We start from the raw sequence: 25,779 nt of genomic DNA on the forward strand, positions 1-25,779 counted from the left end.
ATTTTAAACCACTTACACTCAAAAATAATGAAGCAAATATTTATCTTATTCTTTGTTATAAAAACAGCGAAAAACTTCCCTCTCAAGAATGGTAAAAAATGAGATTACATTTCTTTTTTTTACACTCTTAATTTGTTTACACCTTTTACAAAAAATATCTATAATCTAAAGAAATTCAATAATTTAATGATTAGAAATAATTTATAATGTGAAAAGCTGAATATAATAGGCAAAGTTAATACGAAGGCAAATAAAAATGCTAACCAAAGTTTTTATTGATGGTGAACATGGCACAACCGGACTACAAATACAAAAACGCTTAGAAAGGCGTACAGATTTAAAACTACTCTCTCTTGCTCATAAAGATCGCCATAATGTTCATCTGCGACAAGACTATCTTAATCAAGCCGATATTGCTATTTTGTGTCTTCCAGATGATGCTGCACGCGAAACAGTTCATTGGCTTAAAAAAAATAAAAACATTAGGATTATTGATAGCTCGACAGCCCACCGTGTTGCACCAGACTGGGTTTACGGTTTTCCTGAAATGACAGCAGGACAAAGAAAGCGCATCCAAGCTGCACATTATGTAACCAATCCCGGATGCTACCCTACCGGGGCCATTAGTTTGATTCGCCCCCTCCGTGAAGCAGGACTACTAGACGCCTATTATCCCATCTCGATTAATGCAATCTCCGGCTATACTGGTGGTGGGAAACAGTTGATTTTACAAATGGAAAATCAATCTCAACAAAATATTCAGGACAATTATTTTATCTATGGTCTTAATCTTGAACACAAACATGTGCCAGAAATCAAAATCTATGGACAAATCAATCAAACCCCACTTTTTATACCAAGTGTGGGTCGTTTTTCTCAGGGAATGATTGTGAATCTTCCTCTGCACCGCCATTTATTCACAAAATCAGCAAACTGTTCTGATTTGCGCGAAATTCTCGCAAACCATTACGATGGACAAAATACCATTTTAGTTGCATCACAAGAAGAAACTGCTTCACTTCAAAGACTTAATCCAGAGTGTTTAGCCAATAAAGATGATATGAAACTGTTCGTATTTGGAAATGATCGTGAAGGTATTTTTAATCTCAGCGCCATATTCGATAATTTAGGAAAAGGCGCATCAGCTGCGGCTATACAAAACCTCGATTTAATGCTTTCAAGCGACTAAACCTCCTTAAACACAAACTTTTATTCAACAACGCGATATGCCCCTTTTGTTGCTCGCCAGTGCGCAACCGCAAAACATAACACTGCTAGTGCCATACTTTGATGAATGAGCCCTAAACTTATCGGAACCTCATGTAACAGTGTTAAGATACCCAAGAGTGCTTGGATAATAATCATAACACAGATAAGAAATGCACGACGAGAATGGGTTGAATGTGGAACATTTTTTTGTACATAGAAAGCATGAACAACTGAGACAATAAATAAAAAATAAGAAAAAAACCGATGAATAAATTGAACCATTAAGGAATTTTCGAATAAATTGAGCCAAACAGGATGATGCTGCAACAATCCATCAGGAATAATCTGCCCATCCATAAGCGGCCATGTATTATAGACTTTTCCAGCATGAAGCCCTGCAACCAAAGCTCCGAAATAAATCTCTATCAAGACGAGAATAACAAGCCAAGCCGCAAAATATTGCACCTTTTGATTTGCTGGCTTTTCTGAGTATTCTGCAAGTCCTCGAGATAAATAAGTAACAAAAACAATAACAAAACATGCCGTTATAAGATGAAATGCCAAACGATATTGGCTCACACTTGTTAAATTACTTTGCCCAATCCCTGAAGCAACCATCCACCAACCAATAAAGCCTTGAAAGGCGATAAGAATAGGCACGACAATAAGCGGAAGTAAGATATTTTTTTCAACACGCTTAGTCGCCCAAAACCAAATGAGCCCCAATAAAGCAACAAGACCAACAAGACGCCCAAGAACACGATGCGCCCATTCCCACCAAAAAATGACCTTAAAAGCACTTAAAGTCATATCAGGATTAAGCAGCTTATACTGTGCTATCTGTTGATATTTTAAAAATTCCTCTTGCCATTGATCCACACCAATCGGTGGAATAACGCCATGTATTGGCTTCCATTCCGTTATAGATAATCCTGATCCCGTCAAACGAGTAGCGCCACCCACTAAGACAATTGCCAAACAAAGCAATAAAATAGAGTAAAGCCACACCTGTATTTGTTTTCTATTTTTCTTTTGCACAGGTGTTAAAATGCTATTGTTTAATCTCTTTACTGCCATCTCTGATTGCCCCACGCTTCTCTCCAACTAAAATGCATTTTAAAATTTAAACATTAACTCTTTGTCTATTTTAGTATGTACTACAACTTTAGCAAAAAACAAGCGTACCACTATAACATGCGGTACATATTTCTTTTTTTACGAAGCTTATGATGCAACAATGCGATAAACAGTCTTTGGAAAGCTGTCTACCATCCGCATCATCCATTCTTGTTCATTAAGAACAGTATTACAAATATAATAGTCTGTTAGCTCTGCAAATTGCTCAAATCCATATTTTGGTTCACTTGCCATCTCTAGGATGATAAAATCATATTCTTTTTTAAATTCTTGTAATATATGAGAAATATCATTTGAAAAATCTTGTGCAGAAATAGCACTTGTTAACCCCTGAGGAAGAATATCAACCCCCGTATCATAATCACGGTAAATAACATCATGCAACTTGGCATTGCCCGTTAAAATATCACTCAGTCCGCGATGTGGGCCAATGACTTTTTCTATTTGTTGACCAGAAATATCGACCAACAAAATTGTTTTATTCTCTTTTGTGAGATGAAGTGAAAGCTTTGCCGCTGTCCGTGCAGCCTCTGGTCCAATGATTGAAACAATGGTTGAAGCACGCCATTTCAAAACATCAGATAATCCCTCTATCGTAATAAAAGCTTCAAAATTTTTCATTTCTTGAGAGACTAAAATACTCTCATTCTTCTTAAGAGCATTTTCTTTTGATCTCAAATCCTCTTCTGAGAGTTGGTCTTTTTTGCTTTTAAAGCACGGATAAAATAACAATATTCCTAGCAAAAGAGTAAGGAAGCTGGCCAATGCACTCACAAGAATATTTTTTCCATAAAGAGCCATAAAAGAAATTGGTGCTAACGTTGTTGGCATAACCACGTGGATATTTGTATTTTGTAAGAGAAGAGGATCATCACTCAATCTCCGATATGAATCAATAATTTTTTCTCTTCGTTGAGCAGACTTGCTCATCGCTTCATTCTGTGCATCGACTGCTGCTTTTATTTTATTTTCAAACTCGTTAAATATTTCATTCAAAGATTGGGATTGATCTTTTACAAAAAAGTTCATTCTTTTTTTGAGCTGTTTTTCTAATTCCGTTGCAATAACCTCATCTGAATGAACTTGATAAACGATTTGTAAAATTTTATTTTTTAATTGATGAGAAACTGTCTCTAATTCTGCAGTCATCGCTTTAATTTGAGGATGTGTCCACCCCAATTGCGCAGCCATATGTGCTCTTTGTGTTTCCAAGAGGTCACGTTTAGATTCCAGAGAAACAATTGCTGAATTGCCTGCAATAAACGATAAAGACAGTAAAGACTGCCCATTTTCACGCATCATATTAATTGTTGAATTCAAACTTGTTAAATGAATACGCTTTAAAGTTGCTTGCGTTAATTGCATCGAAAGATCATGAAGCTCTGTTTGTTTTACACCATGCTGAATAAAAGAATCAACAGATTTACGAAATTCCTGCACGATATTAACGATTGCAGTATTATCATATTGTTTGTCTTCTAATTTATCATTTAACAAAAATTGTTTCTGTTTTATGATTGCTTGTGAAAATGCGGAAAACCAAGTTTCCAACCCACGTTGAGCTGCTTCAAGTGTCTCGGCTTCAAAAGTAAGATCGATAAAATCACCATGACGCGATAAATGGATATTTTCATGATTTTTTTTCTTATAAGAAGCACTTAAAGAAAAATTCGAATCATTGAAGAACATAGGCTGTGAAAACAAAAAAGCGATAACATCGTCTTGCTTTTTAATTGGTAATGGTTTTCCTACAGAATCAGATAATGAAAATACTAAAGTTGCTTGGTAACCACGGGGCTGGACAAAATAATACAACCAAATCAAAGATACACATAGCATTTGTAATAGCAAAACAATCAAAATGCTTCGCCATACGGTACGTACGAATAGTCTTTTATTACACTTAAGACTCATCTTTATTTTAACCAGCAAAATACTTCTTCATATTGTTTTATTAAGAGAAAGTAGTAACTATCCTCTTAATTTGCTGTCATATTATTTTGAGATAAGAAAAACATAAAATTTAAGCATAAATGTTCAACAATAGCTTTAAAGAACTTAATTCATATTTTTTTTGATATTCTCTAATTGCTTTTTTGCTTCAGAAGTAATAACGGCTCTAATGGTAATAGACCCATCATCATGTCCTTCTTGCACTATTTCCGCAGAGTTTTCATAAAACCAATCGATAAGCGACATTTCATGAGGCTGTAAAAGATATTCAATGCTTTGCACCTCTCCAAAAATTCGCATTTCAATGGCTCTTAATAATTGATCAAGTCCATCCCCTTTAAGTGCTGATACCATGAGAGCAGGATTTAATCGTGTTTTTGCGCTTGTTTGTAAAACACTCAATGCTTGCCCATCCAACATATCAATCTTGTTCCAAACTTCTATGATATGCTCCATATCATCAATATCGATATCAAGACTTGAAAGCACTTCTAAAACATCTTGGGCATGTGCTCGATGATCAAGATCTGACATATCTCTTACATGAAGAATGAGATCCGCTTCAACCACTTCTTCAAGGGTTGCTCTAAAAGCTGCAATCAAATTTGTTGGCAAATTAGAAATAAACCCTACAGTATCAGACAAAAGAATAGTTTTTCCATGGGGAAGGACAACTTTGCGCAAAGTCGGATCAAGCGTTGCAAATAACATATTTTTTGCTAAAACATCTGCACCGCTTAAACGGTTAAAGAGAGTTGACTTTCCTGTATTCGTATATCCTACCAGTGCCACAACAGGATAAGATGTTTTTTTCCTTTTTGCTCTATGAAGTGCACGTGTTTTAATAACCGTTTCTAATTCGCGGCGAATACGAATAATTTTCTCTTGTAAAAGACGCCTATCTGCTTCAATTTGCGTCTCACCAGGTCCACCTAGGAAGCCACGCCCTCCCCGTTGCCTTTCCAAGTGTGTCCAACTACGCACAAGCCTCCCTTTTTGATAGGACAAACGCGCTAACTCTACTTGCAAAACTCCTTCTTTTGTTCGTGCACGATCCCCAAAAATTTCAAGAATCAAAGCCGTTCTATCGATAACTTTACAATTCCATAATTTTTCTAAATTACGCTGCTGTACTGGCGTTAAAAAGTGATCTACAATCGCAAGCTCAATAGAATATTCATCTATATAACAGGTTAACGCATCTACTTTACCTTTTCCAAAGAGAGTCGCAGAGCGAGGCGTTGCAATATTAATCGTTTCATAATTAACAACTTCTAACCCTATAGCACGCGCTAACCCTAATGACTCTTTAACACGAGAAGATACAGAACACTCTCTCAAAGAGCTTTCACTTCTATTTTCTTGAAAAAACGGTATCAAAACAAGTGCGCGCACCTGTCCTGTGTTCTGCGCAAATACCCCTCCTAATCTCTCATTTTCATTTATCATAGCAATCTAAGTACTTTTAAAATGGGATAAGAGGTCTATCTTAAAATGATATGTTTACTCAGGACTTTCACCCTCAAACATCTGTACAGGCTGCCCAGGCATAATCGTAGAAATAGCATGCTTATAAACCAATTGCGCGTGTCCATCTCGGCGTAAAAGAACACAAAAATTATCAAATGAAGTTACAATACCCGTGAGTTTAACGCCATTGACAAGAAAAATTGTAAGGGAAATTTTTTGCTTACGCACCGTATTTAAAAACACATCTTGTAGGTGTTGTGATCGCTCTGCCATTATTCTTACACCTTTATCTAGATTGCATAAAATATTCGTGCATGCATATCGACTGAAAAATATCCAATTGTCAACGTAGAAGCTTCAAAATTCAGCAACAAACAACTGAAATTAGAGAAAAAACGGCTCTTTAAGGCAATAATAAAGTACAGCTTACGAAAAGCTATATTAAATTAAAAATTTTTCCACGTTTACTTTTTTATGAGCTTACAATTCAAAGGCATACTTTTATACGTCCTAAGCTATTACAGACTATATGTGATGATGAAACTGCTTCGTTTAGAATCAATAAAAGTAAGCGGACAACAACATTTATTAACGATTATCGGTATTAAAGAGAGGCGTTCGCACCTTACTGTATATATAACTGCTATTAAATTGTCCTTATTTCAAAGACTGCCGGCTTATAAAGCTTTTTATAAACACAAGTTGTAAACAGTGTTTTTGTTTTTGTTAGATTTAAATAATAAATTGTTTTTACTATATTTTATAACATTTTTAAACAGGGTATAAGAAACTGCGTTAACTTTATCTTGATAAGTTTTTAAAATTTTTCCCTAAGCATATTCCTTTCTAAATAATTAACAGCTAGTATATAGAAATTATGTGGAAGAGGACGTATCCCTTTTCCGACTGTAAGAGTACGAGGCGAGTATGGCACGCAGAACCAAATTGCAAACATTTGAAGTTGAAGTTGAAGAAGCCCTCACAAAAGCTATGAACTTTGATTTCGATGACACAGGATTTGAAACGATATCATCCAATAATTCTGAAAATGTTGTTAATGTCGATGATCTGATTCAAAAAATTGCAATGGCAGAAGAAGAATTTTTTGCTGAAAACGGTACGTCAACTTTTGTTTCTAATATTCATGATGAAGCTGTTATTGATAAATCCGTTGTTGAACAGCTTTTTGCTCCAAAACCTTCACCTGATATTTCAGGTGGAACTGTTCATAATACATTATTGCCTACAAAACTTCTTCCTGCAAATGATGATATAACAACCCCTGTAAATTTTGGACCATTCAAGCAGCGTTCTTCCTCTCGAGTCTACTGGTATACAACAGCGCTTAGTGCTTTATGGGCAACGGGAGGAGCTTTTATTGCGCATAAGCTCGCACCTACCGGACTCAGCTCCTTATCCAATATCAGCACTTTTGTTACATCCCCAACAGGACTTGCTGTAGCAGCCGGAACAGCAATTCCTATCCTTATATCTTGGGGCGTTGCTCAATTAACAAAACGTTCAAACGACTTGCATAATATTGCGCTTCTTATGACCAATGCTGCACAGCGCCTTAGTGAACCACAACATCTATCTGAAAAACAAGCTATTGCTATAGGGCAAACCATTCGTGAAGAAGTAGCGGCAATGAACGAAGGTATTGAACGTACCCTCGGACGTGCTGTTGAACTTGAAGCAATCATACAAGGTGAAGTTCACAATCTAGAACAAGCCTATGCTGAGAATGAATCACGCATTCACACATTAATCAAAGAATTGAGTAATGAACGCATAGCCATTTTGAATCACGCAGATCGCGTACAATCAACAATTAAAGGAACCCAAGAACAACTGAGTGATGAATTTGGTTTGGTTACCTCTAACATTGTAACCAATGTTGAAAAGCTTGCACAAACCCTTTCTCAAACTTTACAAAAACAAGGTGAAGACCTTGTTGAAAAACTTTCCTATGCCGGTGATGGCGTAACAAATCAACTTGTTGAAAAATTTAACAAAACAACAACACAAATTCAGCAGAAAAACACGGAATTTTTTCATGAATTAGGAAAAAACTTTGATGGTTTTGCAAAACGATTTGATCATAATGAAAAACAAATAGAAAAAACCTTTAATGAAACAGCTGAAAAAGCGGAAGTACATGTTGCTAAAATTGCAACACATATACAAGCAGTAACAGATCAAACTTTGCACGCTGTCGATGAAAAGTTTAAAGCCTTGGATAAAGCTCTTATTGATCGTAATAATCAATCTCTACAGAATTTTGATGAGAAGATCTTAAAGCTCGACGACCAAGCACATAAACTCTCTTCTAAATTTGATAACGTAACCTCGCAAGCAATTGGAGCCTTTGAACAACGTTTAGCAACTGTTGATCTTTCTCTTAAAGAACATAGTGATTCCATCATTGATTCCTTTATAGAACGCAGTCAGGCTTTAGAGGATAATGCTGAAAAGCTTGGTAACTTCTTGGAAGCTCATGTCTTGAAAATAAATGAGAACCTCCAAGAAAAAACAGCAGACATTACCCATGCATTTACAAATGGACGTGAAGCCATTCTTTCTGCAATTGATAAAAGTAAAGAAAGTCTGAGAGAAGAAATTCAATATGTCGACAATGCCATTGTTGATATCATACAAGAACGTTCACAAGATTTTAAAGTACAACTTTCTGATCAACGAGCTCTTATGGCAGACATGCTCGATAACGAGAAAAATAAAATTGCGGATACTTTAAGAAATCAAATTGATGTTTTGTCCCAAAATACTTCTCATATTGAAAAAGTTTTGGCTGATAATGTTCAAGTCGTTGATAAACAAGCTGAAAATCATATTACAAACATCATTCAATGCACTGAAAAGCTACAAGATGTCATTGTACAAAGCTGCAATACAACCCAAGATGCTTTAGAAGCACAGGCGAGAAATATTGATATCCGTGCCGATGCTCTGCGCGACTCTTTAGCAATTAATAGTTTTTCTCTCAATGAAGTTCTTGCCGATCAAGCACGCACACTTGAGCAACGCATGGAAACAATCCATAACCTCATTGCAAAAAGTGATATACGTGTCGATGTTGCATTGAAACAACAAATAGATTTAGTTGAGAGTGCAATTGTCGCCAATAATAAAAACATTACTGAAACGGTTCAAGATCATATCAGAAACCTTGAAAACCATGCCGAAATTTTAAAGAATACTCTTTCTCAATCGAGTGGTGTTTTCTTTGAAACCCTTGAAACACGTATGGAATCATTTGATACAGATCTAGAAGATCGTGCACACAAAATTTTTGAAAGAACAACAACGCTAGAGGAAACATTATCTGAAAAATTCAGCCAAATCTGTGAAGCCATTGATATGCAAACATCTGTTATTGAGGAACGTTCTGACACGTTAAAAACGTCTCTCATTCTTAATAATGAGCAAAGTCAGATAATTCAACAAGCGCTGGAAAGCAGTGTTGACAATATGCGTGTAACCTTAGAAGACTCTGTTAATACAGTTACAGATAACCTGCATAATAAGATTATAAAAGCTTCTGATATTCTTTCTTCTACGAGTGAACAAATTCTTTCATCTGTTACAAATGTTACTGCACAAGCAGAAAATATTCTCTCAGAATCAGGCAATCGCATTGTATCAAATGTCAAAAAAACTGTTTATGATACCAGTGAAAAAGTTCTGTCCGTTCTGTCTGAACAAACAGCGCATACTGTTGAAGCTTTCGCAACAGCCAGTCATAATGCACAAGCATTATTGAATGAAACTATTCACACATCAACAACAGCAATAGAGCAAGTCCTTAATGAACGCTGTGATGTTCTTCATCACTCTATGCAAAATCTTAAAAATAATTTAGGATATCAGCTCTCTGATGTCACGAGCCGTCTGGAAGATGCTGGAAATCAAACAACAACACAAATTTCACAACATGTTGGAAAAATAACAGAGCTTACAAATCACTTAAATCAAGCAGCGCAAAATACGACAGAATCAATTGATTCTTTAACACAGCATATCGGTGAACAACTCTCTCTTTCCACACAAGATGCTGAACAAAGAATTTATGCACATAATGAATCTTTAGTGAATAGCTTAACCAAAGCCAACTCTGAAACACTTCAAACAATAACGATTATGAAGGAAGAACTTGTTAATAATGTCTCATCCATCTTAACACAGTTGAATCAATCAATTCACAATTTTCACGAAAATAGTAATGTTTTATTATCGGCTGTTCAAAATATTGATGGGCAGTTTAATGAGAGTACGAATAATTTTTTCCGCAACACGGACCAAGTAGCAGAGCGTTTGTCAGCCTCAAATCAAGCGCTCAATACTAATGTTGAAATTCTGCAAGGACTTTCAAAGAGTACCTTTGAACAAATTAATCATATAACGAGCAGTTTTGGTGAACATGCAAAGACACTTTCCCAAACTATTCATGTTCTTGAACAGTCTGAAAATTCACTTAGTGCAACACTTGAAGAAAAACATAATACGCTTTCTGTATTAAGCGATGCTCTTGTTTCAAAGTCTCATGAAATTAATCAAATGATTGGGCATTATGAAAAAATCTTCAACTTAGCACTTGAACGCTCTGATAAGAATGCGCGTAACTCCACAAATTCATTCCAACAATCACTTAATAAGCTTGTTAGTGAAGCATCAACGCGTTTTTCAGAAGCAGCAGAAGATATACGTCGCTCCGCTGATGAAGTTCGTTTAGAGCTTTCAAAGATTAATAATGATATCAATGAAAATGTAAAAAAACTTCCAGAAAAAACAAAAGAAACAACGCAAACAATTCGCACAGCTTTGAATGAACAGATTACAGCGTTACAAGATTTAGTCAGTGTTATACAAAATGATCAAAAGAGCGTACAAAAACAGCTAATATCAGCATTTCCTACATCATCAATATTTAATCAAAAAAGTGACAGTTCCACTGAGTCTGTTAAAAAGATTGTGCCACCTAAGCCTATCTTGCAACAAGATCAAAGCAAAAAAAGACCAAATAAATGGGTATCAAATCTCTTAGAAAGAGCTTCACGTGAAGAAACATTTTATGATGCTCCCCCTAGTGATGATGTTTTAACATCAGTGCAAACAAAACCATCTCCTGCAAACTGCTCTCTTAATTCATTAGCTTCTGGTATAGTGCAAGCTATTAATCACAATGCCATTGTTGAGCTATGGGATCATTATCAACGTGGACAAAAAAACATCGTAACAGAACGCCTTTACACCTTAAATGGACAAAAAATATTTGAAATGATTAAGAAAAAATATATGAGCGATTTTGGGTTTAAACGTTCAGTGAATCAATATGTTACAGATTTCGAAAAGCTCTTACGTGATATATCGCGCAGTTCTGGCTCTTCCAACTCAGTTCGCAAGTACTTGATATCAGATACCGGAAAAGTTTACACTATGCTTGCTCATGCAAGTGGTCGAATCCAATAACAAATAAGAAAAGTGGAAAAAATATTTTTTCCACTTTCTCTCTCCAGTTGTTTTAATGGCTTATCATAGAGTACTTTTCTTTCAACTGTAGCTTTGTACTTCAAAGGTTGGGATAATTGGCATGCGAGTTTTCTTTGATATCCTAAGCAATAACCCTAAAGAAGCGTAATGGCTTATCAAACAACATATCATTCTAAGAATGATAAAGCATGTTTTCTATTTCCTTATCTTTTTCTTAACTTCTTTATTTTTCATAGTTTCATAAAGGTACAAAATCGGTAATAATTATTTTTATTAATTGTGAAAAAAATTCATGCTTTTGTATTAAAATAGCTTATAGAAACACTTCTATTTATTTTTTTAATGTTTTTATCCACATATTACTCTCGTTTGAATTATGTAAGTAAATGTTTTTTTATTATATTAGGTGAATTTGAAATAAAAGAAGCTTATTGTATTCAAATTTTCTATTCAATATACGAGATGATTCATTATAAATTATAAAGTAACGCATTATACGGAATATATGAACTTTAGGTATAAAACATGCAATTACAGCTGTTTCGGATATACTTTTCGTTTATTAAAACACAGATTTGTAAGTATATTAAAAATATACAGCTCGCATTATTAAGAGTTCAATTGAATAATAAACAAAATGACTTCCATTTTTAAAGTTCCAGTTTCCTTTTAAATAGCTGCAAAAACAATTTATAAATTGCAAATTGTTATTTAAAATTTCTTCTATCTCCCTATAGAAATTTAAATAAAGAAGATGACGTTAATAGAAAACACTCTTCTTTTTTTTCCTTAATTTGTAAGCATTGCAAAAAAAATAATGGCTTGGTAATGTAATCATTAGTAATATTTTATTTGTTTGTAGACTAATCAATTTTTACGCGTTTTATTAAGGAAAGAAAAAGCTAATCGTGCTGCTATCAATGAAATTATTCATTGTGCACAAACAAAAAGAATCATCAAACTGGTTTTACGATCCAGAAGAGTTTTCTCATACTCATGCATTTTGATATTCAGAGAAATGAGGATCTATTAGTGGACAAAACCTTATCGTAGATGGAACATCTCATATACACATACGCTAACTTGGATATCATAAAAATGTCTAGAGAACGAAATAGTGATTTCAGTTCACCAAAAGCTGAACTTGACAGTGCCGCACTTTTTTATCACCAACACCCAAAACCTGGAAAATTGGAAATACAAGCAACAAAACCTCTTGATAATCAACGTGATTTAGCTCTTGCTTATTCTCCAGGCGTTGCAGCACCATGTCTTGCGATTCATGAAGATCCCAATCTTGCTGCTCAATATACCTCCCGTGCTAATTTAGTCGCTGTTATATCCAATGGAACTGCTGTTCTTGGTTTAGGAAACATTGGTCCACTCGCTTCCAAGCCAGTTATGGAAGGCAAGGCCGTTTTATTTAAAAAATTTGCGAATATTGATGTTTTTGATATTGAAATTGATGCATCCGATATAGAACAAATGGTACAAACAATATCGACCTTAGAACCTACATTTGGTGGTATTAATCTTGAAGACATTAAGGCTCCTGAATGTTTTGAAATCGAAGAAAAGCTTCGTGCTAAAATGAAAATTCCAGTTTTTCATGATGACCAACATGGAACTGCCATTATTGTTTCTGCTGCTGTATTAAATGCCTTAAATCTTTCAGGAAAAAAAATTGAAAATGCAAAAATAGTTACCTCAGGTGCAGGTGCTGCTGCCCTCGCTTGCCTTAATCTTTTGGTTCGTCTTGGGGCAAAAGTTGAAAATATTTGGCTTAGTGACTTAGAGGGAGTTGTTTATGAAGGTCGCAAGACCCTTATGGATCGTTGGAAAATCAATTACGCACAAAAAACGGACGCACGAACTTTATCTGATATTATTGATGATGCGGATATTTTTCTAGGCCTATCTGCGGGTGGTGTTTTAAAGCCTGAATATCTTAAAAGAATGGCTCAAAATCCACTCATTTTAGCGCTAGCTAATCCAGTACCAGAAATTATGCCTGAAGAAGCACGCTCTATACGACCAGATGCAATGATCTGCACAGGACGCTCTGATTATCCCAATCAAGTTAATAATGTCCTTTGTTTTCCCTATATCTTCCGTGGTGCATTAGACGTAGGTGCTAGTGCAATTAATGAAGAAATGAAAATGGCCGCTGTTCATGCGATTGCTGCCCTTGCACGTGAAGAAACTTCAGATGTTGTAGCACGTGCATACTCAAAAGAACCACCCAATTTTGGACCAGACTATCTGATCCCCTCTCCTTTTGATCCGCGTTTAATACTGCGTATTGCCCCCGCTGTTGCTAAAGCAGCAATGACAACTGGTGTCGCCATTCGTCCCATTGAAGATATGGAGGCCTACTATGATATCCTCAATCGATTTGTCTTTCTTTCTGGTTTAACAATGAAACCTGTTTTTGCTGCAGCAAAAACAGCAAAACGTAAACGCGTCATCTATGCCAATGGTGAAGATGAACGCGTCCTTCGTGCAGCACAAGTTGTCATTGAAGAACAAACAGCAACGCCCCTCCTTATCGGCCGTCCACATGTCGTAGAAGCAAGATTAAAACGCTTTGGTTTAAGAATTCGTCCCGGTATAGATTTTGAATTAACAAACCCTGAAGATGATCCACGTTTTCGTGATTATGTTAATTTATTTTTTCATTATACAGGAAGGCGTGGTGTTACGCCTGAAATGGCAAAAACAGTAGTAAGAACATCAACAACGGCTATTGCTGCCCTTGCCGTTATGCGTGAAGAAGCAGATGCAATGATTTGCGGCTTAGAAGGACGCTTTGAACGCCAACTTGAATTGATTGAACAAATTATCGGTCTTGATCCTAATGTTCACCGTTTTTCTGCTATGAGTTTGCTTATCTCTCAACAACGTACTCTTTTCCTTACAGATACTTACGTCAATGAAAATCCTTCTGCAGAAGAAATCGCTGAAATGACTGTGTTGGCAGCTCAAGAAGTTGAAGCATTTGGAATAACACCAAAAGCAGCCTTATTATCACACTCAAACTTTGGTTCTAAAAACACAGAAAGTGCGCGTAAAATGCGACGTGCAACAGAAATTCTTGCCAAATTACACCCTGATTTAGAAGCAGATGGTGAAATGCATGCTGATGCTGCCCTTTCCAAAGTTTTTCGTGATCGTGTTTTTCCTAATTCTCGTCTTAAAAGTGAAGCTAATTTGCTTGTCTTTCCAACACTTGATTCAGCCAATATCACGCTCAACACTGTTAAAAGCCTCACAAATGCACTCCATGTTGGTCCTATTCTAATCGGGGCAGCACGTCCCGCCCATATCTTAACACCTTCAGTAACTTCCCGGGGAGTTGTTAATATAACAGCCCTTGCTGTCCTTGCTGCCAATAGAAAAAATAGTCTCGTAAAATAAATGCGTAATAAAATTTCAAAGTTTTTTAAATATTGAGATATAGTATTTCATGTACTGTAAACCTCTTTTCTCTATAGATAAAGACAGCTATATTTTGGATTAAGTCTTTTTTTAAAAGAGAAAAAAGGCTAGAAGAACAATATTAAATGTATTTTGAATTTACTAACTCTATAATAAGGAATCCGTACATTGCCTTCCACGTTTGATAAAGTTGCTGATATCATTGCAGAAATCAGTGAAATTGATCGCAATACAATTACACCTGAAAGTCATACAATTGACGATCTAGGAATCGACAGTCTTGATTTTCTTGATATTGTTTTCGCTATTGATAAAGCTTTCGGAATAAAAGTCCCTCTAGAACAATGGACACAAGAAGTCAACGAAGGTACCGTTGCAACAGAAGAATACTTTGTTCTTAAAAACCTTTGTGCAAAAATTGATGATCTCGTTGCCTTAAAACAGGCGGAGTAGTTTTTTCGCCATGCATGATCAATCTGTATTCATCACTGGTATAGGTCTCATAAGCTCTCTGGGTGAAGGAACTGATCAACATTGGAATCTCTTAAATGATCCAATCCGTACACCAAACCTAGATTATACAACTTTTCCACCCTACACGGTTCATAAATTGCCCGAAATTGATTGGAGTTTACAAATTCCTAAAAAAAGTGATCAACGACAAATGGGAACATGGCAGCGTCTTGGTACCTATGCGGCTGGTCTTGCTCTTGATGATGCCGGCATGAAAAATAATGAACAACTCACTTCAACAATGGATATGATCGTAGCTGCAAGTGGGGGAGAACGTGATATTACTGTTGATACACAAATTCTTTCTAAAGCGCGCACAGTTGCCGATCATACCTCTATGTTAAATGTTGCTCTTTCAACTGAACTTCGCCCAACATTATTTTTGGCACAACTTTCAAACCTTTTGGCAGGAAACATTTCAATTGTTCATAAAGTCACTGGATCATCTCGTACATTTATGGGAGAAGAAGGCAGTGGTCTTTCTGCACTTCAAATTGCTGTAGCTCGTATTAAATCAGGTCAAAGCACCCATGCTCTTGTAGGAAGTTCCTATAATGCACAAAGTTATGATATGTTGTTGGCGCATGAGCTTGGTGGTCTTTTAACCCATAATGGATGGAGCCCAGTGTGGGATCGTGAAATCCACCCCGGCGGCGGTATCATAGCCGGTTCTGGTGGTATCTTCCTAGTTATTGAAAGTGGAGAACATGCCAAAAAACGCAATGCACGTGCTTATGCTGAAATTAACCAAATTATTACAGACCAAACAGATAGAACCAAAATTCCACTTAGAGAGTCAATTGCAACAATGTTGAAAACTGCTGGCGCTAAATCTGCCTTAGCCATTTCAGCAGCCTCAGGAGCTCACGAAGCAACAAAAGCAGAACAAAATGCTCTTGATAATGCTGATCTATCTTATCGTGGCATTACAACATTATTTGGTTATATGAGGGAAGCACAATTTCCTCTAGCTCTAGCTCTTGCAGCACTTTCAATTGAAAAAAAACATTGTTTTCCAGCGTTAAGTCCTCATGAAAAACCTTTTTCTAAAGAAGTACGTGAAATATTTGTTACAACTATTGGTATAAAAAGAGCTGAAGGTATTGTGCGTCTTACAGCTGTTTGAAGGGGAATTTCTATAGTGAAATATCATGATCATTTTGGGCGTCCACTTGTAGCAATAACTGGTGCAGGCATTGTCACATCACTGGGACAAGGGAAACATGAAAATTGGCAAAAATTAACAAGTGGTGTAAGTGGTATCCACAAAATAACACGTTTTCCCGTTGAGGGATTAAATACATATATTGCTGGAACAATTGATTTTCTTAAAGAAAGTACACTTGGTGCTTCAGCTCTCTCTGAGAAGCTTGCACATCTTTCTGCTGAAGAAGCTTTAGAAGAAGCTGCTATTGATAAAAAAAATTTTAATGGACCACTCTTTCTAGCTGCTCCTCCTGTTGAACTTGAATGGAAAGCACGTTTTAGTCTTGATCAAGAGGAAGAATTCAATAATGAGCCTTCTTATGCACATCTTCTTAAAGTCTGTAAGGATAAACTCCATGAGACGCTTTTTGAAGCCACACAATTTGGTGCAATTGCAGAAAAACTTCAAAAAACATTTGGCACAAAAGGACTTCCTGTTACACTTTCCACTGCCTGTGCATCTGGTGCAACAGCAATTCAATTAGGTGTTGAGTCTATTAGACGGGGAGAAACAAATCGAGCTCTTATAATTGCGACAGATGGATCAGTTTCAGCAGAATCTCTCATCCGTTTTTCGTTACTATCTGCTCTTTCAACTCAGAATGAGCCTCCAGAAAAAGCAGCAAAACCCTTTAGCCGTGATCGAGATGGTTTTGTTATGGCAGAAGGCTCAGGCGCTCTTGTTCTTGAATCTCTTCAAAGCGCATTAAACCGTAATGCTACAGTTTTAGGAATTTTAGCTGGCTGTGGAGAAACCGCCGATGACTTTCACCGTACACGTTCAAAACCCGATGCATCACCAGCAATTGAATCCGTTCGCAAAGCTTTAGACGATGCAAAAATAACCATCAATGAAATTGACTATATTAATGCCCACGGAACTTCAACACCTGAAAATGAGAAAATGGAATATCTTGCATTATCAACAGTATTCGGTGATCTTTTAAAGCATATTCCAGTCTCTTCTAATAAATCAATGATTGGGCATACATTAACTGCTGCTGGTGCAATAGAAGCGGTTTTTTCGCTTTTAACCATTCAATCGGGGATACTTCCACCGACAATAAATTATGATAATCCTGACCCTGCGATCCCTTTAGATGTTGTTCCTCATCATAGCCGTAAGGCCTGTGTCAATGCGGTTTTGTCAAACTCATTTGGATTTGGTGGTCAAAATATGAGTCTTGTTATCACTGCATATAAAGGATAATCCTTTAATAATAAAATTTTATAACGCTAACCTAATAATATATTTAAGGGGGATGATAATGCGTGCACTGCAACTCTTCGATGATCGTCGGCTTGAAATCACCAATATTTCCCCGCCATCTTTACCTAGTATAGGTGAAGTAACTGTGCGGATAAAAGCCGTTGCTCTTAATCATATTGATGTATGGGGATGGCGTGGCATGGCTTTTGCGAAAAGAAAAATGCCACTCATCATTGGTGCAGAAGCCTCTGGTGAGGTTATACAAATAGGAGATGGCGTTGAACATCTCCAACTTGGACAGATTGTCTCAATTTATGGTGCACAAACCTGCGGAGTATGCCAAGCTTGTCATGAAGGACGGGATAATCTTTGCAGTCAGGTAAAGGGAGTCTACGGTTTTCACCTTGATGGATTTGCGTGTGAGCTTGTCAATTTGCCAGCACGTTTATTAGTTCCAGCCCCTCTCCAATGTGATGAATTGCAAGCAGCAGTTGCTCCAATTACTTTTGGTACCGTAGAACATATGCTTTTCGATAACGCAAAACTACAAGCAGGAGAAACAATCCTGATACAGGCTGGTGGCTCAGGTATTGGTTCTGCAGCCATTCAACTTGCAAAACACATGGGCTGTACAGTTATCACAACTGTAGGTTCAGATGAAAAAATTGCAAAAGCACACTCTCTTGGGGCAGATCATGTGATTAATTATCGTAAAGATCGTTTTGAAGGTGTAGTGCGTAAATTAACCCAAAAAAAAGGTGTTGACGTTGTTTTTGAGCATGTTGGTGTAGATACATGGAACGGTTCTCTGTTATGTATGAAAAAAGGAGCACGTTTAGTGACTTGCGGTTCTACCTCTGGTGTTTCAGCACCAATAAATCTCATGCAATTATTCCAGCAACAGCTTAAGATATTTGGTTCATTTGGCTGCCGTATGGAAAATATGAAAAATGCCATGCAAAAAATGGCACAAAAAGCCGTACACCCTGTCATTGATACAATTGTTGGGCTGGATGAAATTGATACAGCTTTAAAACGAATGGAGAGCCGTGATGTTTTTGGTAAAATTATCCTTAAAATCGATTAAATCATGATGAAGCTTTCTCTTAAAAATCTCATATATCGTATTAAAATTATAGCTAAAAAAATATCCTACTTGTTATGGGCATATCTGCTCTTTGGTTCTTTATTTATTCTAAAATGTTTTCCAGCCAAAATGGGAATTTCTTTTTTTGCTTGGTTAGCAAAAAAAATTGGTCCCCTTGTACATCGTCATCAAATCACACTTGCAAACCTTAGGAGTGCATATCCAGAAAAAACAGAGCAAGAACTCCGTGCGATTGCAATAGAAATGTGGGAAAATATAGGACGTTTCCTAGCCGAATATATTTTTCTTGATAAAATTTTTGATTTTGATCCTCATGCAGACGAGCCAGGTTTCATTGAGGTTAAAGGTATTGAAATATTTGAGCGATTAAAAAATGAAAAAAAACCACATATTTTTTTCACCGCACATACTGGAAATTTTGAACTTCTGCCTATTTGTGCACAAAGTTTTGATCTTAATGTTACGGTATTATTTAGACCACCCAATAATCCCTATGTTGCCAAACGAATCCTTAAAGCACGACAAACTTCTATGGGACACCTTGTTCCCTCCAAGGCCGGAGCAGCATGGGCATTAGCAGCCAAATTAGAAGAAGGTGAAAATGTTGGTATGCTCGTTGATCAAAAATTTCGCCGCGGTATCATGGGAACATTTTTTAACAGACCTCTTAAAACAAACCCCTTAATTATAAAACTTGCTCGACAATATGACTGTGATATTTATCCAGCACGTTGTATTCGTTTGCCTAGTGGACGTCATCGTTTAGAGTTATATGAACATGTAGAACTTCCACGTGATGAAAAAAATGATATCGATATAGCTGCTTCTACGCAAAAATTAAATGATATTGTTGAATCTTGGGTCCGTGAATATCCTGGACAATGGATGTGGTTACATAGGCGTTGGGACATCTAACATAAGCTCTATTGCTTACAAAGGAAGTGCAAAATGTTAGCCTCAAAAGATATCAAAGATCTCACAGCAATTATCACTGCATTACGAAACTCTGATAATGGTTGTATCTGGCATAAAAAACAAACTTTTGAATCCCTCATATCCTATATGCTCGAAGAAGTTTACGAAGTCATCGATGCCATTGAACGAAAGAATCGAAAGGATCTCTGTGAAGAACTTGGGGATCTTCTTTTACAAGTTGTCTATCATGCTACCATAGCACAAGAAGAAGGCAGCTTTACTTTTGAAGATGTTGTTTATGCAATCACGGAAAAAATGATTCGACGCCATCCTCATGTTTTTGGAAATGCCGAGCAAAAAAAACGAGGATTTATAAAAGAGGAGTGGGAATATATAAAAAAAAGAGAACAGGTTGAACAAAAAAGAATGTGCGAAGAAAAAAACAACAATTCCTCCACAAGCATACTCGCAAAAGTAAAACAAATCCAGCCAGCAAACCAAGAGGCACTTGCTTTACAAGAAGCAGCAGCTAAAGTAGGTTTTGATTGGCAAAAAAGTGATAAAGTTTTTGAAAAAATAGAAGAAGAACTCGAAGAGCTCAAAGAAGCCATCAAAAATAAACAAAACTCAGAGATAGAAGCAGAGTTTGGAGATCTCTACTTTATACTCCTTAACCTCGCGCGCCACTTAGCGATTGATTCACAAAAAGCATTAAAAAAAACGAATATAAAATTTCGAAATCGTTTCGCCTATATTGAAGAAAAGCTATCCACTCAATCTAAAACACTCACTGACGCATCCTTGAATGAAATGGAAGCACTTTGGAAGCAAGCTAAAAATGAACAATAAAAAATAGTAGATTTCTTCTACCTAAAAGAACAAGCCCCTCTAAAATTACTAAATTATAATTTAGCTCAGCTCAATTTGTTTTATATTGATCCTGCGTAGCAGGACGAAGTTCCACCGATTCTCCACACCCGCATGCTGAAACTTGATTAGGATTTTTAAAGATAAAACCAGACCGCAGCGTTGTCACTTCATAATCCATCTGCGTCCCTAATAAAAATAATACCGCATCATGTGCTACAAAAACACGGGCACCATTCACTTCAACAACATCCGCATCTATCCCCTTTTCTTTGACAAGAGTAATTGTATACTCCATCCCTGCACAACCACCTTTTTTGATACCAACAAGAATACCCTGTGCATCTTTTGCATCCATAATCGCTTTAACACGATCCACTGCTGCTTGCGTCAAATTTATTACCGAAAAACGGCTCATAGTTTACTCTTTTCTTAGTTCAATAGACACTTTGAAAGTTTTTCCTCTATAATATTTTATCTGATATTTCAGAAAAAAAACAAAACATAAATTAAAGCATTCTGACCTTGTTTATTTGGATAAAAATACATACCCGTAAAATGAGATTTGTGATTATATAATCCAGAACTTACAATTTTTTGTCCACATAAAATGCAAAATACCTCATCTATAAAAACTCTAAAAAAACGAAAACTTTTCAAAACCATACATTCACTCCTCTTCTTTTGAAAATCTTTATCTTTTTAGAAAAGTAACGATTAGGTAAGAAAAAAAATATACCTTCCGCACTCATTTGCTCCAATTCATACCCCTAAAGTCACCAATCTTACCCCCTCACAATCTCAAAAGTAATTAAATGCATACATCTATTAACTATAGTGCTAAAAATTTAATGATCACAAAGAATTTTACAAATTCGTTATTTATCTTGAATTAACAACAAAATATTGATGTCCAAAATTTTTACTTTCAAAAGCTCTAAGTGCAAGAGCATTTTAGATTATTCTGTTTATTTTTTCTCTTGCCTTTAAAGAAACAGTCATTTAATCGTTTTACACAAACTCGGAGCGTAGCGCAGCTTGGTAGCGCACTTGACTGGGGGTCAAGGGGTCGTGGGTTCAAATCCCGCCGCTCCGACCATTTTTAAAATGCTATAAAATAAGCTTACTTAAAAAGTGAATTATTATGCATTTCAATTGCACACACATGAAATTTTTCTTCAACATAGAATAATGTGCAATGATATTTTATCATAAATTCGAGATAAGCTGTTTTATTTAAATGCGCTTCGTTCTTAGGAAAACACATACGAAACGCGAGACCTTTTGTCTCGCGTTTTTTATTCTTCAGAAAAATTTATAATTATTCGATCTCATATTTTCTAAATTTTCTTTACACGATAATGTCGCTGTTATCATTTTTTGTAATGGATGGTGACATCTGTACGGTTATCTTTTTAGGTTTTAATTCAGCTGGCATTTCCCTTTTAAGCTGAATATGAAGAAGTCCATCTCCAAGTTCTGCCCCAATAACCTTAACATGATCAGCTAAATGAAAACGCCGTTCAAAAGCACGCGAAGCAATACCTCGATAAAGGAATTCTCGCTCTTCATCATCATTTTTAGACTTTCTGTCTCCCTTAACGATCAGCTGGTTACAATGCGTTTCAATATCAATTTCATCTTGAGAAAAACCAGCAACAGCCATAGAAATTCTATAAGAATCTTCAGTTAAACGCTCGATATTATAAGGGGGATAAGAAGAAACTTCGTCTGGTTGTGTTCTAGAATCAAACCAGTTAAAAAGATGATCAAAACCTACTGTGGAACGATAAAATGGTGAAAAATCTACTTGACGCATAATATTGCCCTCCTCTAGAGCGACTATAATTTATAACTAATTCACAAAGTTCCCACATGGCAAACTTACTTGTGAACCTGCGGCCCCATCATGGCAACCGCACTATATTATCTAGTAATCGTTTTTCTTTATTTCAACTCTTTGGGACCTAAATTGATAAAAACTATCTAAAAAGCAATATACCCCTTTTTAAATCCTTTTTCTTCATTACATAAATGTCAAAGCACTAAGCAGCAAATACACTGTAAAGGATTTCAATTGGAAACACCTCTTTATCCCATAGACTGGGGGGCCACTCCTCTTAATGTCCATCATGGTACTCTTAAAATAGCAATAGATCATGAAATTCGTTTTGCTATAACATATCCTGAGGTGGAAAAATCTAAGGGAACAATTGTTATTCTCAAAAGCTACGCAAATGCTTTAGAAAAATATTTTTTATTAATAAATGAAATTTCTAAACGCGGTTTTCATACAGCAATATTTGACTGGTTTGATCAAGAAAAAACATCCCTCAAGATAAGAAAACAAAACAGACATCATTATTTTGATATAAATAACGATATTAATGACTTATATAAATTTCTTAAAAATATTGTTTATCCTAATTGTCCGCCACCTTACTCTATGCTTGCCTACGGCATAGGTGGATTGATAGCACTTAGCGGATTAGATCTCATTAATCATCAGTTTAATAGATTGCTTTGTGTTTCTCCCCTTTTTGCTCCATTCGGCAATAAAACAAATGGTTTTCAACATAAATTAACACAATTTCTTTCTGATATAGGTCTTGGCTTTATACCAGCGAAAGATGGTAAAAAATTAAACAAAACAAAACAAAAAAATATACAATTGGGACACATACATAAAGTGCCGCTCTCTTCCATTAAGCCCCCAACATCCCAATGGATAGCATCAGTATTTAATGCGATTGATTCTGTGAAGAGAAATGTACTTCATGGAGATTTACGAATCCCAACACTCTTTATTCTTGCCAATCAAAATAATATTGCAAACAACATTGAAGTGCAGCAATTATGCCAACACACACGTCTGACAGAAAGTATTACTATTACAGGCGCTGAACTGGATACAATTATGGTTAACGAAGATTATAAAAAGCAATTTTGGGCTGCATTTGATGCATTTATTCCCGATAATATATCTGTAAAATAACACTAAACCTTAATTTCCGCTCTGCCCTATCAAAAAAGAAATTTTCTACGAGCATTGGATCTACAAACACTTTTTAATATAATGGATTTTACTTTCCAACCACTCATATGATTCGTTTTCTAGCCTCTACAGACAAGCCATGACCTAAATATTCACCACGCATTCTAATAAAAAAACTAATATACAAAGTATATCATTACATTAAACAATATTATTTTATATCATAAAAAATAACTTAATAAAAAACTACTTATATAAATAAAAATAATAAATCTATCTTAATATAACATGATACATATTTATAAATAAAGCATCAAAATACTATTTTTGATTTGTTATAAAATGCTCATTTAATATTATATCTAGAAAAATAATATTTTTCATCTATTTAAGGAAAAAAACTGGAAATAAAGCGCATTTATAATATTTATTACAAATCTCTATAAAAACAAATAACTATAAAATTTCTATTTCTTAGGAGAACTTTTTAAAAACAATAAATTAACATAATATTCTTTTAATTTCTCGATATAGGAAGTCCCTACAATAATGGTTTTCATAAGTTTTTTAATGGAATTCTGATAATAATCAGCAAATTTAAAAGAAAAGATAGCAATGAATCATCTTAGAAGTTTTAGAGCCCCCCTGCTTTTTTCAAAATCACATATATTTCGAATTTAACCAACTCACAACGAATATGCTGTATTCTGAATAAGAATGTAAGAATTAACCATTTTGCCATTCATTTCAATTATGAGCATTTTACCATCTTTTTTCTAAATACTCTATATTGTATAATTGATGCGGCAAAACTCTGACAAATGGAGCCATTGGAACATAATCATGAAACGAATCCTGCTCGCAGAAGATGATAACGATATGCGTCGCTTTCTCGTAAAGGCCTTAGAACGTGCAGGCTACGAAGTCGCCGATTTCGATAATGGTATTAGCGCATATGAACGTTTACAAGAAGAGCCATTTTCCCTTCTCCTGACTGATATTGTGATGCCAGAGATGGACGGAATCGAACTTGCACGACGTGCTACTGAGATTGACCCTGATTTACGAGTAATGTTCATTACAGGTTTTGCAGCAGTAGCACTCAATTCAAATAGTGATGCCCCTCCTGATGCAAAGGTTCTCTCTAAGCCATTTCACTTACGTGAACTCGTCAATGAAGTTGAAAAGATCCTTATCGCTGCTTAAAAAGTATTTTTAAAGTTATTTGCATCTGTTGAGAGAGAAAATGAAATTAGGCATTGACGTTTGGCATTCTATATGGTGTATGCAACATCAATGAATGGGCGTGTAGCTCAGCGGGAGAGCACTACGTTGACATCGTAGGGGTCACAGGTTCAATCCCTGTCACGCCCACCATTGCATTTTATATCAACAATAACTTATTGGTTTTCCAAGTGTTTTTTTCTATGAGGGATACCTTAATAAAGTTAAGGGAATAGGATTTTCTAACATTTGTCTATAAAGCACGCTTCGCACAATGTTTCTAATATTTCTTTGAAGTCTACTAACGCTTCTTGATGTAAGCCATCTAAAAGTCTCATAAATGCAACAACAATTTCACGTTGCAACGGAGTAGAAGGCTTTATTATGATGCTTTTTCGATAAGAATAGGCTTCTTTTTTTAAGAGAGAAGCCATAGCTTTATCTAAACCATAAAGCTCTATTATCTTTTCCTCCAGTCCTACAGGAACAGATTTTTTGCCAATTTCTACAGAAGATAAAAATGATACAGATATGTATAATTTCTTAGCCATATCTAAAAGGCGTTCTGAATGATCAACCCGAAGTTTCCGTAAAATTTTACCAAAAGATGTAACCATATAAAAAGTCCTATTAGAGAAGAAATATTTTCTTCTGATTCTAACAAATCTTTTTATGATTTTCCTCAATTGTTGCAAATCAAGAGTTCTTTTCGGAGTGGTTTTTTAGCCGTACCTGCTGTCCAAAGAGTCTCTAATTCTAAGATGTTCTAACTTTTTGTTATCCACTTTTTGAGGTGTGAGAATCTATTCTCTACGGCGTCCACAAAACGGGAAAAATCTATTACAAACATAAAGACAATAAAGGCTATCAATTTCATGATGCGTGACATCATCTTTAAGCCTTGATAGGTCTCTATCATCTCGTGAAGGAGCTGTTGTTCTTTTTCTGTAAGATCTTTATCTTTGCTGCTTCGTTTCTTGACCATCTTTCCAACCACATAAATGGGCTCCCTGCTTGTTATGCTTC

Annotated in this window: 19 protein-coding genes and 2 tRNA genes; 13 read left to right on the plus strand and 8 right to left on the minus strand. The window is 35.8% G+C overall.

Annotation, left to right across the window (positions count from 1 at the left end; translation table 11 throughout):
• The first annotated feature begins 256 nt into the window (after window positions 1–256).
• On the plus strand, window positions 257–1,189 hold the full coding sequence (gene argC / locus PVV63_RS07820) for an N-acetyl-gamma-glutamyl-phosphate reductase (protein ID WP_273791387.1): 933 nt from the start codon (window positions 257–259) through the stop codon (window positions 1,187–1,189).
• 20 nt (window positions 1,190–1,209) lie between these two features.
• Here the strand turns inward: argC and PVV63_RS07825 are convergent, their stop codons facing one another.
• The 4 genes from PVV63_RS07825 to hfq all read right to left on the minus strand — a co-directional run bounded on the left by PVV63_RS07825 (window position 1,210) and on the right by hfq (window position 6,042).
• Complete coding sequence (locus PVV63_RS07825) at window positions 1,210–2,301, minus strand: COX15/CtaA family protein (RefSeq protein ID WP_273791388.1); 1,092 nt, start codon at window positions 2,299–2,301, stop codon at window positions 1,210–1,212.
• Window positions 2,302–2,433: 132 nt separating this feature from the next.
• Window positions 2,434–4,260, minus strand: a complete 1,827-nt coding sequence (locus tag PVV63_RS07830) for a hypothetical protein (protein WP_273791389.1) — start codon at window positions 4,258–4,260, stop codon at window positions 2,434–2,436.
• 144 nt (window positions 4,261–4,404) lie between these two features.
• A complete protein-coding gene (hflX, locus tag PVV63_RS07835) occupies window positions 4,405–5,748 on the minus strand; it encodes a GTPase HflX (RefSeq protein WP_273791390.1) in 1,344 nt (447 codons plus the stop codon).
• 54 nt (window positions 5,749–5,802) lie between these two features.
• Window positions 5,803–6,042: an RNA chaperone Hfq gene (gene hfq, locus PVV63_RS07840; RefSeq protein ID WP_005773461.1), complete on the minus strand. Its 240-nt coding sequence runs from the start codon at window positions 6,040–6,042 to the stop codon at window positions 5,803–5,805.
• Window positions 6,043–6,696: 654 nt separating this feature from the next.
• On the opposite strand from hfq, the gene PVV63_RS07845 reads away from it, so the two are divergent.
• From PVV63_RS07845 to mazG, 8 genes are all read left to right on the plus strand, one after another.
• Window positions 6,697–11,256, plus strand: coding sequence for a hypothetical protein (locus PVV63_RS07845; protein WP_273791391.1), 4,560 nt, complete (start codon window positions 6,697–6,699; stop codon window positions 11,254–11,256).
• A gap of 1,119 nt (window positions 11,257–12,375) precedes the next feature.
• On the plus strand, window positions 12,376–14,694 hold the full coding sequence (locus PVV63_RS07850) for an NADP-dependent malic enzyme (RefSeq protein ID WP_273791392.1): 2,319 nt from the start codon (window positions 12,376–12,378) through the stop codon (window positions 14,692–14,694).
• Between the two features lie 189 nt (window positions 14,695–14,883).
• Window positions 14,884–15,168 (plus strand): acyl carrier protein, encoded by a 285-nt coding sequence (locus tag PVV63_RS07855; protein ID WP_005773457.1) that lies wholly within the window; start codon window positions 14,884–14,886, stop codon window positions 15,166–15,168.
• A 10-nt stretch (window positions 15,169–15,178) separates the two neighbouring features.
• Window positions 15,179–16,354 carry a beta-ketoacyl-ACP synthase gene (locus PVV63_RS07860; RefSeq protein WP_273791393.1) on the plus strand — a complete coding sequence of 392 codons (1,176 nt, stop codon included), beginning with the start codon at window positions 15,179–15,181 and terminating at the stop codon, window positions 16,352–16,354.
• A 15-nt stretch (window positions 16,355–16,369) separates the two neighbouring features.
• Window positions 16,370–17,644 (plus strand): beta-ketoacyl-ACP synthase, encoded by a 1,275-nt coding sequence (locus PVV63_RS07865; protein WP_273791394.1) that lies wholly within the window; start codon window positions 16,370–16,372, stop codon window positions 17,642–17,644.
• A 58-nt stretch (window positions 17,645–17,702) separates the two neighbouring features.
• Window positions 17,703–18,731, plus strand: a complete 1,029-nt coding sequence (locus PVV63_RS07870) for a zinc-binding dehydrogenase (RefSeq protein ID WP_273791395.1) — start codon at window positions 17,703–17,705, stop codon at window positions 18,729–18,731.
• A 6-nt stretch (window positions 18,732–18,737) separates the two neighbouring features.
• Window positions 18,738–19,667 (plus strand): lipid A biosynthesis lauroyl acyltransferase, encoded by a 930-nt coding sequence (locus PVV63_RS07875; RefSeq protein WP_273791402.1) that lies wholly within the window; start codon window positions 18,738–18,740, stop codon window positions 19,665–19,667.
• Between the two features lie 33 nt (window positions 19,668–19,700).
• Complete coding sequence (gene mazG, locus PVV63_RS07880) at window positions 19,701–20,516, plus strand: nucleoside triphosphate pyrophosphohydrolase (RefSeq protein ID WP_273791396.1); 816 nt, start codon at window positions 19,701–19,703, stop codon at window positions 20,514–20,516.
• A gap of 70 nt (window positions 20,517–20,586) precedes the next feature.
• On the opposite strand, the gene PVV63_RS07885 is transcribed toward mazG, so the two are convergent.
• Window positions 20,587–20,952, minus strand: a complete 366-nt coding sequence (locus tag PVV63_RS07885; RefSeq protein WP_273791397.1) for an iron-sulfur cluster assembly accessory protein — start codon at window positions 20,950–20,952, stop codon at window positions 20,587–20,589.
• Between the two features lie 604 nt (window positions 20,953–21,556).
• Between PVV63_RS07885 and PVV63_RS07890 the strand changes: the two genes are divergently transcribed.
• Window positions 21,557–21,633, plus strand: a tRNA-Pro gene (locus PVV63_RS07890).
• 252 nt (window positions 21,634–21,885) lie between these two features.
• Here PVV63_RS07890 and PVV63_RS07895 read toward each other — a convergent pair.
• A complete protein-coding gene (locus PVV63_RS07895) occupies window positions 21,886–22,353 on the minus strand; it encodes an Hsp20 family protein (RefSeq protein ID WP_273791398.1) in 468 nt (155 codons plus the stop codon).
• A 258-nt stretch (window positions 22,354–22,611) separates the two neighbouring features.
• Here PVV63_RS07895 and PVV63_RS07900 point away from each other — a divergent pair, with 258 nt between their 5' ends.
• The 3 genes from PVV63_RS07900 to PVV63_RS07910 all read left to right on the plus strand — a co-directional run bounded on the left by PVV63_RS07900 (window position 22,612) and on the right by PVV63_RS07910 (window position 24,906).
• Window positions 22,612–23,529 carry an alpha/beta hydrolase gene (locus tag PVV63_RS07900; protein WP_273791399.1) on the plus strand — a complete coding sequence of 306 codons (918 nt, stop codon included), beginning with the start codon at window positions 22,612–22,614 and terminating at the stop codon, window positions 23,527–23,529.
• A gap of 843 nt (window positions 23,530–24,372) precedes the next feature.
• A complete protein-coding gene (gene cpdR / locus PVV63_RS07905) occupies window positions 24,373–24,735 on the plus strand; it encodes a cell cycle two-component system response regulator CpdR (RefSeq protein WP_005773448.1) in 363 nt (120 codons plus the stop codon).
• A gap of 96 nt (window positions 24,736–24,831) precedes the next feature.
• A tRNA-Val gene (locus tag PVV63_RS07910) sits at window positions 24,832–24,906 on the plus strand.
• A gap of 89 nt (window positions 24,907–24,995) precedes the next feature.
• On the opposite strand, the gene PVV63_RS07915 is transcribed toward PVV63_RS07910, so the two are convergent.
• A complete protein-coding gene (locus tag PVV63_RS07915) occupies window positions 24,996–25,370 on the minus strand; it encodes a helix-turn-helix transcriptional regulator (RefSeq protein ID WP_273791400.1) in 375 nt (124 codons plus the stop codon).
• A gap of 149 nt (window positions 25,371–25,519) precedes the next feature.
• On the minus strand, window positions 25,520–25,750 hold the full coding sequence (locus PVV63_RS07920; protein WP_273791403.1) for a hypothetical protein: 231 nt from the start codon (window positions 25,748–25,750) through the stop codon (window positions 25,520–25,522).
• Window positions 25,751–25,779 lie beyond the last annotated feature (29 nt).

Origin of the sequence: Bartonella sp. CM31XJBT (assembly GCF_028618555.1) — a bacterium.
In the GTDB taxonomy this organism is placed as follows: Bacteria; Pseudomonadota; Alphaproteobacteria; order Rhizobiales; family Rhizobiaceae; genus Bartonella.